Here is a 14,085-nt window from a genome sequence, read left to right on the forward strand (position 1 = left end):
ACTTTTTATCGGTTAATTCTCTTGGGGAACGAAGCGTATCGCGGCGCCGCCGCCCGCAGCCATCCGCAAGACGATGCGGTCGCCGCGGCGAAGCGTTTCGGTGCGTTTCAGGAGCCGGTTCGGATCGTCTGCGGCATCGGGATCGTCGGTGTAGATCTCGGCCCTATAGACGCCCTCGCCGAGGAAATCGGCGTCGAACGCGATCTCGCGCTCCTCGCAGCCGTTGATCGCTCCGAGCCACCACGCCGCGCCCGAGCGGCGCGCCACGCAGACATACTCGCCGACAGCGGCGGCCGGCACCACCGTCCGGTCCCAGACGGTAGGCACCGCGCGCACGAACTCGAATCCGGCCTGCCCCTCGTAGGCCGCCGGCGCATCGCACACCATGCCCAGATAGCTCTCCAGCACCACGTACATACCGAGCATGTGGCAGCGCGTGCCCGTTACCCACGGATTCGAATAGCGGATCCGGAACCGGTCCTCCGGCACGGCGCGGAAACCTCCGAGGTGGTAGTCCGTGGCACCCGCCAGCAGACGCGTGAAGGGGATCGAGATGTCGAGCCGCGGCCCCACGTCCTTCGACCACTTGTAGCACTCGTAGTTGCGCGTCCCCTCGCGGGTGAATTCGTTGGGATAGGTGCGGTTGAGCCCCGAGGGTTTCGACGATCCGTGGAACTGCACGAAGAGCTTGTGCTCCGCGGCCTTGCGCAGGATCTCCTCTTGGATGCGGATCATCTCCTGATCGTCGCGGTCCATGAAGTCGACCATCATGCCCCGCACGCCCCACCGTTCGAAGAGGTCGAACGCCTCGTCGATCCGCGCATAGAGCGGCTTCCAGTTGACCCACAGGTGGATGCCCACCCCCTGCGAAGCGGCGTAGTCGCAGACGGCCTGCATGTCGAGCGACTTCACGGGGCGCGTTACGTCGGCCGTCGGCGAGGGGAACTCGAAGCTCATGTTCCCGTCCGTGTACCACGGCTGCTCGGCATAGCCGTAGATCGAGTGGTATTCGATCCCGCTGCGGGCGGCGAAGTCGATGTAGTACTTGTTGGTCATGAAGTTGCTGCCCGCAAGGAAGGTCGTGTCGGGCACCGCGCAGCCGTTCCACCACGAAAAGGTGGTCTTGCCGGGCCGGATCCACGAGGTGTCGGCCACGGCGCACGGATCGTTCAGACTCGTGAGGATGTTCGATGCGATGAGCGTGCCGGCATCCGGTCCGATCATCGCCACGCGCCACGGCGTGCGGTGCGGCAGCTCGGCCCGCACCTTCTCTCGCTGCTGCCCCGGCAGCGGCGAGAGCTTGCCCCGCAGGGCCCCCTCCTCGCGCATCAGGTACATGCCCGCATAATCCCGCACGGCGGCTTCGGTGAGAGCCATGCAGACGCCTCCGTCGTACCGGAACAGGGCGGGCATCTCGATGAGCTTGCCCTCGTCGAGCGCACTGCACGGCCTCTGCGCATAGAACCCTTCGTGCGAGGTGGTGTAGGAGTCCAGATACATCGACAACACTTCGGGGTCGCCGGCAGGGTCGAACGCGGTCAGCTCGTCGTACATGACATAGGATTTCCATCCCTCCTGCTCGGGAAACTCGTAGCGGAAAGCCGCGCCGTCGTCGAACACGCGCACCACGAGGTCGACCCGGCGATGCGGCGCCTCGCGTTCGAGAAGCGGGATCCGCGCCTCGTTGTAGGGATCCTCCACATGCGAGCTCTTGCCGGCGAGGAGGTCGTAGCGCTCCACGCCGCGGCGGCGGACGATGCGGCCCGCGCGGAGGCCGCGGCCGAAGGTCCCGCTGTCGAACTCGAAGCCCAGACGGGCCCCCTCGATAAGCGGCATTCCTCCGTAAGAGATGTCGTAAGTCGGAAAGTCCTCCCCGGTCAGACGCACCGTCATGCGGATGCGGCCGCCGGGCGACTTCACGGTCGCGGTTTTCTGAGCGTGCACCGCCCCGCACATCGCAAGAACGGCCGCACACAGTGTAATGAGTTTTTTCATCGGATGTCTCTGTTCATCAAAATTCGTTCGGAAGCGATCCACGCTTCGAAATCCGCCTGCGACGGGTGGCCCTTGTAGGGCACGTAGAAGTGGCCGGGTTTGTCGGGCTCCCAAGCGTTGCGCCAGAAGAGGATCCATGCCACGGGATATTCCTCCGTCAGCGGCGCGACGATGCGTGAGAAGTAGCGCTCCGCGGCGAGCCCCTCGGCTCCCGTCTCGGCCATCACCGCCACCTTGCCCGCACGGGCGGCATAGGCGGTTACGATCGACAGATTGCGGCGCATGCGCTCCGTGTAGCGTGCGGCGGCCGCCTCGCCGCTGCCGAAAAGGTAGAGGTCGAAACCGACGACATCGACCCACTCGTCGCCCGGATAGCGCTCCAGATAGGCGGCCTCGTCGGCCACGTCGGTCGGCGAGTAGGCGTAGAGCACGTTGTGCACTCCGCGCACGCCGCGCAGATGCTCCACCGTCATGCGCCACAGGGCCTTGTACTCCTCGGGCGAGCACCACTCGGCGCCCCACCAGAACCACGAAGCGGTCTGCTCGTGGTAGAGTCGCAGCACGACGGGGATAGGCCGCCCCTCCGCATCCCGGAGCGAGCCGAGGAAATCGGCCACGCGGTCGAGCCGGCCGAGCCATTCTTCGTGCGCCGCGCCTCCGGGCAGGAGCTCCGCCACGACGCGCGCGCCGCAGTCCCACGTCGAACCGCCCGTGAGGATATTGTCGGCATGCCAGCTGACGGTCGAAATGCCGCCGCGCGCATCTACCTCGGCAATCCCGCGGCGGATGTCGTCGAAGCGTACCGAGTCCAGACTGTATGCGGTTCCGAGTTCGACGCGGCCGATCTCCCAGCCCGTAACGGCGGGATAGTCGCCCGTGCAGTCGTACACGTCCGAAAAACCGTATTCGCGGCGCTGGTATCCGTAGGCGAGGTCGTCCTGATGGCCGACCATCACCCCGCGCGCGGACAGATCGAAAAGCCGCCCGTACAACGCGCAGGTCTTCGCCGTCGCCGCCCCGTCCGTCGGGGCGGGCGTTTTCGCGCCGCCGGCACAACCCGCCAGAAGGGCGCCTCCCGCGGCGATCGTAAGCAATCGTTTCATAAAAACATTATCGGATGAAAGGTTTGTTGCGGTCGATCAGATCGCAGAGTACGCCGACCGAGGCGGCGCTGCGGTATCCGTCGGGCGCAGTGTTGAAACAATAGTCGAGCAGACGGTCCACCGACGAGACGGCCACGTGCAGCCGCGTATCGCACGAGGCGTAGTAGATGTAGACCGTGCCGTCGGGATCGGCGATCCAGCCGTTGCAGAAGAGCACGTTCGGCACGTCGCCCGTGCGTTCGCCGCCCACGGGGGCCATGAAGTGTCCGGCCGGCTCGGCGACGACGCGCGAAGGGTCGTCGAGCGCCGTTACGTAGAGGTAGAGCACATAGCGCAGTCCGGCGGCGCACATCCTCACGCCGTGGGCCATATGGAGCCAGCCGCGGGGCGTCTTGATCGGATGGGGGCCCTCGCCGTTCTTGCACTCCTTGATCGTATGGTAACGGCGCATGTTGATGATCCGCTCGTCGCGCACCTCGGCGCGGGTCATGTCGTCCACCAGAGCCCAGCCGATGCCGCCGCCGCTACCGGCGTCGATGAAGCCGTCCTGCGGACGGGTGTAGAGCGCGTATTTCCCCTCCACGAACTCGGGATGGAGCACCACGTTGCGCTGCTGCCCCGAACACTTCAGGTCGGGCAGGCGCTCCCACGTCTCGAAATCGCGCGTGCGGGCGATGCCCGCGGCGGCTACGGCGGCCGACAGGTCGCGGGGTGCCGAGAGGTCCTTGCGTTCGGTGCAGAAGATGCCGTAGATCCAGCCGTCCTCGTGGGCCGTGAGGCGCATGTCGTAGACGTTCGTATCGGGTTCTTCGGTTTCGGGCATGCGCACCGGATAGTCGCGGAAACGGAAGCGGTCCACGCCGCTGGAGCTTTCGGCCACGGCGAAGAACGACTTGCGGTCGTTGCCCTCGACACGCACCACGAGCAGGTATTTGCCGTCGTGGCGGATGGCTCCGGCATTGAACGTCCCGTTGATCCCGAAGCGCTCCATGAAGTAGGGATTGCGCTCGGGCGAAAGGTCGTAGCGCCACTCGACGGGCGTATGCAGGCGCGTCAGCACCGGATATTCGTAACGCTCATAGATGCCGTTCCCGGGCAGCAAAGACGTGTTTTTGCGGACAAGGAGCCGGTCGTGCTCCTCGCAGACCGCACGGAAACGGTCTTGGAACAAAGTTTCTGTCATATCGAATTCTTATCCTGTATAAGTGTGTGTGTTTCGGTAGGGAATCCCGAGGTGCGGCGGCTTCCGGACGGCGGAAACGGGCGCGGTGCGGTACCCGCCCCGCGCCGCACCGCACCCGTTCCGGTCATTTCACGGCGATCTTCTTCACGAAGCGCAGGTTCCAGAAATAGAACTCCACGTCGCCCGCCTCCTCGCGCTGCATGGCCACCTTGAAATTCAACCGTTCGTCCTTATTGACATAGGGCTCCTCGGCGATCTTGAGCGACGTCTTGTCGCCCTCCGCGAGCGCGGGGAAAAGATCGGCCACCTCGAACGAGACGGTCCGCCACTCGCCCATCGTGTTGAGCGCCACGCCGTCGTTCGAGCTGGCGGGGTCCCACATGAAGAGTTTGTCGACCGCCTCGCTCTCGGCAATGCCGAGGCGGACGTAACGCGCCAGCGGCGTACCGGCCGGATTGAGGATCTCCATCTTCACGCACCAATCGTCGGGATTGGCCACCAGATCGGCCGCCGTGTCGTCGAGCCAGAAGTGGGTGATCATCACGTTCTCGTACCCCCACGTGCCGGCGAAATTCTTCTTGATCCAGACGATCCAGCGGAACATCGGAGCCGCCGGCTCGGTATCCTCCTTCACCTCGGTGATGCCCGTGGGCCACCAGCCGTCGCCCCACGTGCGGTCGTCGTTGGTGAGGATCGGAATGCCCGGCTCGCGGAACGGCACCTCGACGGGCGTCGCCAACTCGGGCGTCTCGATGGTCAGATACGACGCGGCATCCGTCGGCGTACCTTCCGGAATGCGGATGCTGAACGACCCGGCATCGCCGGCAATCATGTCGACGGGCTGTCCGTTGAACGAGAGCGTGGCGTTGACCGTGTCGATTCCGTAGAGGTCGAACTCGCGGCCCATGACCCGCACCGTGTCGCAGTCGGCGGCGAAATCGTTCTCGAAACCGTCGATCTTCAGCTCCGGAAGCGTTACTTCGAGCGGTGCGGACACTTCGCCGCGGCGCGTTACGATCCGCAGCGTGTTGGTTACGGTTCCCGGGAGCTTGCGCGGCACGATCAGTTCGAGCCGATGGCGCTTGGCGAAGACCTCCTTCAGATCGAGTTCGAGGTCGTTGATCGCCACCGATTCCAAATCGGTGAGGTTGTCGCCGAACACGGCGATCGACTGGTCGAGCGCCGCCACGGAGATCACCGTCGCGGTGTCGGCCGAGGTCGTGATTTTACGGATCGAGGGTGCGCCGTCCGACACCAGATCATCGTCCCAGCCGTCGTTCATGTCCACCACGTCGTTGCAGGCTCCGAGCGCAAGGGCGGCCGTCAGGGCGGCGACCGCATATTTGAATGATGTGAATTTCATAGTTCTACAAGTTATTTTTCGGGGTTCGACCGATTAGTTCCACCCGGGGTTGTTCTCCGTGATCGAAGCGTTGGCGTCCATCTCGCTCGACGGAATCGGGAAGAGCGTGTGCTTCTGCTGACGGCCCTTGTAGATGCCGATCTCGTCGTTGCCGCCGATGGCATTCATCACATCGACATAGATGCCCCAGCGGATGAGGTCCCAGCGCCGGTCGCCTTCGCACAGGAACTCTATGGCACGCTCCTCAAGCACGCTCGACCGGAAGTCGACGATGTCGCCGATACCGCCCTGTCCGCCGAGCTCGCGGGGCGTCGCTCCGCTGCGGTTGCGCACGTCGTTGAGCGCCGCGAGCGCCTTGCCGTCCGTCGTGCCCACGGCCTCGGCATACGCCTCGGCGTAGATCAGCACCACGTCGGCATAGCGGAGCAGCGGCCAGAACGAATCGCCCTCCTGCACGGTGCGGTCGGTGCGGTCCGCATACTTGGTCGGATAGGCCAGATAGTAGGTGTCGAACTGCGGGCAGGCATACGAGAGCCCGTCGTCGAAGGGCGGCTCCTTGTTCTCGACCTTCCGGTTCCACTCCTGCGTATTGGGATAGTACTGCGCGAAGGTGAGGTCCCACGTGCGCTGCCAGCGGTGGCGGATACCTTCCGCAACGCGCAGATCCTTGCTCTCGACCATCTTGTACCAGTGGTCGCGGCCGCCGTACCACATGCCGTCCGCTATGAGTCCGCTGCTGTTCTCGATGCCGCAGATGTGGTAGGAGAAGTACTCGCAGTAGCGTTTGTCCGAGGCGAAACCGTCGTAGTTCCACATGTATTCGCCGTTGTAACGCTCGGAGCGTTTCCAAAGCCGGTCGTAAGGCACGAGCTCATAGGCGCCGTATTCGCCGCTCATCACCTGCCCGGCCTTTTTGTAGGCCAGCTCCCAGTACGTCTGGGGATCGAACTCCTCGTAGCCCGCAAGACGCTGTTTCCGATATTCGATTTTCTGCGGGTCCGTATAGGCTTTGTCCGTGCCTTCGCCGCTCCACGGTTTGCCGCCGCGCACCCAGATGCGCGTCCCCTCGGGCATGGCGCCCGAAGCGATCGTGGCATAGACCTTGGCCAGCAGGCCGGCAGCCGTGCCGGCCGACACGCGGCCCTGCACGAAATCCTTGTCCGTATTCTTGTAGCACTCGGTCTGCGCATCCTCCAGCAGTTCGATGATGTAGGCATAGACCTCGCCGACCGAACTGCGCGGCACGTTGCGGTCGCCCGTTTCGCTGATCGACTCCTTGCGCAAAGGCACGGGACCGAACGCCCGCACGAGCTGGAAATAGCTCCACGCCTTGAGGAACTTCATCTCGCCGTAGATGGCTGTCCGCAGCCGGTCGTCCACGTGCTGCATCCGGCCGACTTCGTAAGCGGCGTAGTTGCAACGATGGATCAGGTTGTAGAGCCCTTCCCACATGCCGTTGATGTAGCCGTTGTTCTGGAAGTTGCCGGCACCGATGTTGCCGAAAGCCCAGTCGGGCCCCGTCAGATAGTCTTCGTCGTAGATCCAGACCATCGGGAACGTATTGCTGTTGAACAAATTGTCGCCCAACTTGCTGTAAGTGCCGATGAGCCACTGCGTGGCACCCGCATCCGAGTCCTCGATGTCGTCGGGCTGCGTGAAGTCGAAGGACTCCTCCTCCAGCCACTTCTCGCAGGAAGTGAATGCGGCGGCGAACACCGCGCCTGCGGCGAGCGCCGCGAAAATTCGTTTTATGGGATTCGTTTTCATTTCAGTACTTGGTTTACGTTAGAAAGTCAGCTTCAGACCGAACGACCAGACGCGGCTGCTGGGATAGGAGTAGAGGTCCACGCCCTGACGGGTTACGTCGCCGCCGAAGGCATTGACGTCGGGATCGTACCAGCTGTAACCCGTGATGGTGAATGCGTTCTGCACGCTGGCGTAGACGTTGAGCGACTTGATGCCCCGCCACTTGGGGAAGAACGTATAGCCCAGACTGATGTTCTTCATCCGCAGATAGGAGCCGTCCTCGATGTAGCGGTCCGTGAATTTCCATTCGCGCTTGTAGCCCGCGGCGATGGCCTTGGGCCACTTGGCGCCGGAGGCGTTCTCGGGCGTCCAGCGCGTGTCGTACTGCTCGCGCGTGATGTTGGCGATGCCGGTCATCGAGGCGCTCGTGGAGTTGGCGATCGTATTGGCGTTGACGATGTCGTTGCCGTAGGTGCCTTGCAGGAAGAAGCTCAGGGTGAAGTTCTTGTAGCGGAACGTATTGGTGATTCCGTAGATGAAGTCGGGGTTCGTGTCGCCGATCACGCGCTTGTCGGCATCGGTGATCTGTCCGTCGCCCGTGTAGTCGCGGTACTTGATCTCGCCGATCATGGCCTTCGCGTCGGCATCCGACACGTTGGCATACTGCGGGTCGGCGCGCACTTCGGCGAGGTTGTCGTAGAAACCGTCCTCGACGAAACCTACGATCGTGCCGATCGGACAGCCGTTGCGCTGCACGAAGATGTTCTGGATGTTGTTGATGAAGCTGCTGGCGTACTGGTCGCCGGCCAGACCGCCGATTTCGTTGCGGTTGAACGAGATGTTGGCGTCGATCTCCCAGCCGAAGTCCTTGCGGGCGAAAGGATGGAACACGCCCGAGATTTCGAGACCTTCGTTGGTTACGTGGCCGATGTTGGCGGCCATCGACGTATACCCCGAGTTCGACTCGATCGTTACGCGCTGCAACAGGTCGTCGGTGCGTTTATAATAATAGTCTATGACGAAGTTGACCTTGCCTTCGGCCAGCGAGATATCGAGACCCGCATCGAACTGGTCGGTGGTCTCCCACTTCAGATCCCTGTTGATGGGGCCTTTCCACGTCTGCTCCGCGAAACCCGGGACGAGCGAACCGCCCAGCGGATAGCTCGACACCGACATGGCAGGAAGCGTCGCATAGGTGTCGATGCCCTGATTGCCCGTCTGGCCGTAGCTCAGACGCAGCTTCAGATCGTCGAACACGCCGAGACGCTCGATCCACGGCTCGGCCGACAGACGCCATGCGAGGGCCCCCGAGAAGAAGTGCGCGTACTTGTTGCCCTCGACGAAGACGCTCGAACCGTCGGCGCGGTACGACACGGTGGCCATGTACTTGCCCTTGTACGAATAGTTGAAACGGGCCAGATTCGACTGCATGCGTTTCTTGCCGCGGCCCGACTTGAGGGGATAGGTTTTCAGACCGGCGCTCATGTCCCACATGAGCGTCATGTCCGACGGAAAGTCGTAGGCCGACTGGTTGTTGTACTTCCAGTTCGACTCCTCGAACGTAATGCCCACCACGGCGTCGACCGTATGGTCGCCGCCGAAGGTCCGGTTGTAGGAGAGCAGCGTCTCGGAGGTGAAGCCCTGCGACCAGCTCTGGCCCTGTCCGGCCACGCCGTTGGTGGGTGCGTAGCCCTGCCGCGTGAGACGGTTGTAATACATGTTGCGATCGTTGCCCGAATAGCTGAAGCCGATGTTCTCGCGCAGCTTGAGCCCCTTCCAGAGGTTCGCCTCGACGTAGGACGAGAGATAGACGTTGTTGGCGCGGTATTCATCGAACGCCTCGCGGACATAGACATACGGATTGGCCGCCAGCCAGTTCAGTTCGTTGTCCTCCTTGGTGTTGATCGAAGCGTCGTAAGTGGGCGGGAAGACCAGCGCCGAGTAGATCACGCCGTCGCCGCCCGAGGTCGAGGAGTTGACGAAGTTGGTTACCGAATTGGTGTAGTTGACGTTCAGTCCGGCTTCGAGCCAGTTGTAGAGTTTGCGCCAGAGATTCGAACGCACGGCATAGCGCGTATAGCCCGACCCGACGATGATGCCCTTCTGGTCGGAGTAGTTGAACGAGAGCAGATAGCCGCCTTTCGAGCCGCCGCCGTCGATGCTGAGGTTGTACTCCTGCGTGAAACCGGTCTGGAAGATGGCGTCCTGCCAGTCGGTCGATCCGACGATGTCCGTATTTCCGTACCGGTCGGTATAGACGCCCGGCCGCAGGAAGTCCTCCGGTGCGGGCGAATATTTGCCCGAACTCTGGATCAGGTTGTCGTTCTGGTCGAACGAGTAGTACCACTCGCCGCGGTAGGGAAGCTGCGCGTCGGGGTTCGAATTGAGCGTCTGCTCGTTGATGTAGCGGGCATAGGTTACGGGATCGAGCACGTCGATCTTTTTAGCGATCTTCGAAATGCTGAAATTCGACGAGAAGGTGATGTTGCCCTTGCCCTCGCGCCCTCTTTTGGTCGTAACGATCACCACGCCGTTGGCACCGCGCGAACCGTAGATCGCCGTCGACGAAGCATCCTTCAGCACCTCGATCGACTCGATGTCGTTGGGGTTGATGTTGGCCATCGGGTTCGAACCGGACCCCGTGCCCGAGAGGCCCGTATCGGGCGCCGAGCTGCCGCCCCCGTAGGGCAGTCCGTCGATGACGTAGAGCGGCTGGGTGTCGGTGCTGAACGAGTTGGCGCCGCGCACCTGAATGGTCAGACCTCCGCCCGGGGCGCCGTCGTTCTGGCGCACCTGCACGCCGGCGACCTTGCCCTGCAAGGCGCTGTTCACGCTCAGCGCAGGGTTTCCCTTGATGAGGTTGTCGCCCTTCACGGAGGTTACGGCGCCGGTCAGGTCGCGCTTCTTCATCGTACCGTAGCCGATGACGACCACGTCGTTGAGCGTACTGGCGTCGTCCTCCATGCGGATGTCGATCACCGTCCGGGCATTCACGGGCATCTTCTGCGCGGCCTTGCCCACGTACGTGAACGAGATCACGTCGCCCTTCGAAGCCTGAATCGCATAGGCGCCCTGTGCATCGGTGCTGGTAGCCGTCGCGGTACCTACGACCATCACCGTCGCGCCGACCAGCGGCGAACCGTCGTTGGCATCGGTTACGCGGCCCGTGATGCGGAAGGCTTGGGCCGAAGCCGAAGCCGCGCACAGCAGGCATAAAACGAATAATAGTCCGATTTTTTTCATAGATAGTGGTTTAAGTAGTTCAGTCGGTCGGATGTCGGCACCCCGCATATTCCGTATAGGTTTCTCGGCTTCGCATGCACCTCTTCCGGATGCCGTGCGCCCCCGATGCGAAGTTCGGCTTTCTGCGGACAAAATTACAAGGAAGATAAAGGTCCGGCCAACACTTTCATAACATAGTATGATACTATTTTTACATCGACAAATATACGATTATCCCTGCACAAATAACATTTTCGGCAGTGATAATAGCATCTTGAGACCTTTTATATGCCCGATCGGACGACCGAAAAAAAGACATTCTTAACGAATAAGTATCATTAAGAGTTATTATAATGCTATATTTGCACCTATATACAGGGTATTTTTGCAGCGGGAAAGGGATTTCTCGACCGAAACGTCCCGCCACAGGCTTCGGCCGCAACCGCAAAAACTCAAAACAACACCACCAAATGAAGAGATTAGTACTTTCCATTACGCTCTGCCTCGCCGCTCTCGTCTCCCGGGCTTCGGTCTGGGACATCACCGCCTACGGCGCCGCACCCGACGGTGCGACGCTCGCCACGGCCCCGATCCAACGCGCCATCGACGACTGCCACGCCGCAGGCGGCGGCGTGGTGCTCGTCCCCCGAGGCACCTACCTCACAGGTACGCTCAATCTGCGCTCGAACGTCGAATTCCGCATGCAGACGGGCGCCGTCCTGCGCGCCACGCTCGACCTCGCGCAGTACCAGCGCCACAACCGCGAGCTGGCCGGCATCTTCTACACCGAGCAGGCGCACAACGTCTCGATCACGGGCAACGGCCTCATCGACGGACGGGGCATGGAGTTCATGGAGCCCGGCCGGGCGAAGACGATCGGCGACGGACAGCGGCTCCGCACCCGTCAGGGGCTCGACTTCCGCAAGGTCGCCGAAGGACTGGGCGACGGTCCGCTCTACCCGAAGGAGCGCTATCACCAGATGATCGTCTTCAGCCAGTGCACGGACGTGTCGCTCGAAGACTTCAAGTGCGTCGATTCGCCCTACTGGTGTCTGCTCGTGGTCCACTGCGACGGCGTGAAGATGCGCGGTCTGAGGATCGACAACAACCTCCTGATCCCCAACAGCGACGGCGCCGACGTCATCTCGTCGAGCAACGTCAACATCTCCGACTGCTTCTTCAAGTGCGGCGACGACGCCCTCGTGCTGGCCGGCTACGGCGAACACCACGGCGACCCGGGCTTCCGCGACATCCGCAAGCCGTCGAGCAACATCAACGTCTCGAACTGCATCTTCCAGTCGCGGTCGAGCGGCATCCGCATCGGCGGCCACGACCAGAACCCCATGTCGAACTACAACTTCTCGAACATCACGATCTTCGATTCGAACCGCGGCATCAACATCTCGGTGAGCGACTCCTGCTCGCTGGAGAACATGAACTTCACGAACATCCGCATCGAAACCCGTCTCCACACGGGCGACTGGTGGGGCCACGGCGAGCCGATCCACATGACGGCGATGGTGCTCGTGCCCGAGAAACAGCATCTTGGCGTCATCCGCAACATCTTCTTCAACAACATCACCTGCGTGGGAGAAAACTCCGTGGTGATGATCGCCGACGAGCAGACCCAGATCCGGAACGTCTGCTTCACCAATTTCGAATTCAAGCTGCGCCGCAGCGCCCTCGAAGCCGTCGCGGGCGGCAACTACGACCTGCGCCTCAACGTCGACCCCGCACGCGAACTCTACGCCGCCGACGTTCCCGCATTCTACATCGAGAACGCCGAGAACGTCTTCTTCAATCAGGGCTCGATCGTCTGGGACGGCGCCGATAGGCCCTACCACACCTACGCCGTCGACGCGCTGAAGGTGCGCAACCTGCGGCTGGAGAACATGACCGCCTCGGCGTCGCCCGCACACCCGAATATGCCCGCCGTGCGCACGCGCGAGTGCCGGCAGGTAGTGAACCGCATCGGCAAATAACGCAACGGGGCCCCGGCCCACCCACGCACCATGGCCGCACTGAGCGAAAAAATAGGCTACGGACTGGGCGACATGTCGTCGTCGATGTTCTGGAAAATCTTCTCGTACTACCTCCCGTTCTTCTACTCCAACGTCTTCGGTCTGAGCCTCGAACATGCGGCTCTGCTGCTGCTCGTTACCAAACTATGGGACGCCGTCTCGGACCCCGTGATGGGCATCGTCGCCGACCGCACCCGGTCGCGCCGGGGCCGCTACCGCCCCTATCTGCTCTGGTTCGCCGTGCCGTTCGCCGCGGCCGGGGTGCTGACCTTCACCACCCCCGCGTGGAGCGAAGGCGCCAAGCTGGTCTGGGCCTATGCCACCTACATCGCGATGATGACCGTCTACACGGTCGTCAACGTCCCCTACGGGGCCATGCTCGGCGTCGTTACGGACGATTCGCGCGAGCGCACCGTCTTCTCCTCCTACCGCATGTTCTTCGCCTACGGAGGCAGTTTCGTGGCTCTGGCGCTGTTCGAACCGCTCTGCCGCTTCTTCCGCGACAACATGGGGCAGACCGAACCCGCAGCGTGGCGATCGACGATCCTCGTCCTCGGCACGCTCTGCGCCCTGCTCTTCATCGCCTGCTACGCCCTCACGCGCGAACGGGTGAAACCCGCCGCGAATGCCCCCGGAGGCTCCGTCCTGCGCGACGTGAAAGCGCTCCTGACGAACGGCCCGTGGTGGATTCTGCTGGGCGCGGCGATCGCGGCCCTGCTGTTCAACTCGATCCGCGGCGGTACGGCGGCCTACTATTTCAAGGACTTCATCGGCACGGACAACGCCCTCGGCGGCAGCTGGCGCCTCACGGCGGGGCTCTTCCTCGCCGCGGGCGAAGCGGCGAACATGGCGGGCACGGTGCTCGCGGTCCCCGTCTCGCGCCGTCTGGGCAAGAAGGCGACCTACCTGTGGGCGATGATCGGCTCGGCCCTGCTGAGCGCCGCATTCTGCTACGCCCCACACGGAACTGCGGGCGCATGGTATCTGCTCGGTTTGCAGATCGTGATTTCGGCGCTGGCAGGCATGACCTTCCCGCTGCTGTGGTCGATGTATGCCGACGTGGCCGACTACTCGGAGCGGAAGCACGGCCGCAGTTCGACGGGGCTGATCTTCTCCTCGTCGTCGATGGCTCAGAAGTTCGGCGGCGCCTTCGGATCGGCGCTGATCCTCTGGCTGCTGGCCGCCTACGGCTACGACACGCAGGAAGGAGCCTTCCAGACGCCCGAAGCGCTGACGGGCCTTCGCATGCTGATGAGCTGGATCCCGGCCGCAGCCTGCATGCTGGCGGCGCTGGCGGTCGCATGCTATCCGCTCACCGAGCGCCGGATGGAACCGATCGCCCGGGAGCTCGAACGCCGCCGCCGATAACCGCGGGCGCATCGCCGGGCGGCATCCGCCCGCGGTCCGCCCCAACCTTCGAGGTTCGCCGCCGCAGACGCAAACGGCACACCC

General features: G+C 62.8%; 8 protein-coding genes. 2 read left to right on the forward strand and 6 right to left on the reverse strand.

Annotated features, from left to right (window positions below):
- Positions 1 to 12: 12 nt before the first annotated feature.
- The 6 genes from BN3659_RS11785 to BN3659_RS11810 form a co-directional block, all read right to left on the reverse strand.
- On the reverse strand, positions 13 to 1,995 hold the full coding sequence (locus BN3659_RS11785) for a glycoside hydrolase family 97 protein (RefSeq protein WP_091537192.1): 1,983 nt from the start codon (positions 1,993 to 1,995) through the stop codon (positions 13 to 15).
- Positions 1,992 to 3,098, reverse strand: coding sequence for a glycoside hydrolase family 26 protein (locus BN3659_RS11790; RefSeq protein WP_091537193.1), 1,107 nt, complete (start codon positions 3,096 to 3,098; stop codon positions 1,992 to 1,994). Before BN3659_RS11790 ends, BN3659_RS11785 begins: the two co-directional genes overlap by 4 nt.
- Positions 3,099 to 3,105: 7 nt before the next feature.
- The gene (locus tag BN3659_RS11795) at positions 3,106 to 4,281 is read right to left on the reverse strand and encodes a glycoside hydrolase family 130 protein (RefSeq protein ID WP_091537195.1); all 1,176 of its coding nucleotides are present in this window, start codon (positions 4,279 to 4,281) and stop codon (positions 3,106 to 3,108) included.
- Between the two features lie 124 nt (positions 4,282 to 4,405).
- Complete coding sequence (locus BN3659_RS11800) at positions 4,406 to 5,644, reverse strand: glycan-binding surface protein (protein WP_091537196.1); 1,239 nt, start codon at positions 5,642 to 5,644, stop codon at positions 4,406 to 4,408.
- A 33-nt stretch (positions 5,645 to 5,677) separates the two neighbouring features.
- A complete protein-coding gene (locus tag BN3659_RS11805; protein ID WP_091537198.1) occupies positions 5,678 to 7,411 on the reverse strand; it encodes a RagB/SusD family nutrient uptake outer membrane protein in 1,734 nt (577 codons plus the stop codon).
- 18 nt (positions 7,412 to 7,429) lie between these two features.
- Positions 7,430 to 10,633, reverse strand: a complete 3,204-nt coding sequence (locus BN3659_RS11810; protein WP_091537200.1) for a SusC/RagA family TonB-linked outer membrane protein — start codon at positions 10,631 to 10,633, stop codon at positions 7,430 to 7,432.
- Between the two features lie 449 nt (positions 10,634 to 11,082).
- On the opposite strand from BN3659_RS11810, the gene BN3659_RS11815 reads away from it, so the two are divergent.
- The gene (locus BN3659_RS11815; RefSeq protein ID WP_091537202.1) at positions 11,083 to 12,594 is read left to right on the forward strand and encodes a glycoside hydrolase family 28 protein; all 1,512 of its coding nucleotides are present in this window, start codon (positions 11,083 to 11,085) and stop codon (positions 12,592 to 12,594) included.
- A 30-nt stretch (positions 12,595 to 12,624) separates the two neighbouring features.
- Positions 12,625 to 14,001, forward strand: a complete 1,377-nt coding sequence (locus BN3659_RS11820; RefSeq protein ID WP_091537204.1) for an MFS transporter — start codon at positions 12,625 to 12,627, stop codon at positions 13,999 to 14,001.
- The last annotated feature ends 84 nt before the right edge of the window (positions 14,002 to 14,085 follow it).

Origin of the sequence: Alistipes sp. CHKCI003, assembly GCF_900021155.1 — a bacterium.
Classification (GTDB): Bacteria; Bacteroidota; Bacteroidia; order Bacteroidales; family Rikenellaceae; genus Alistipes; species Alistipes excrementavium.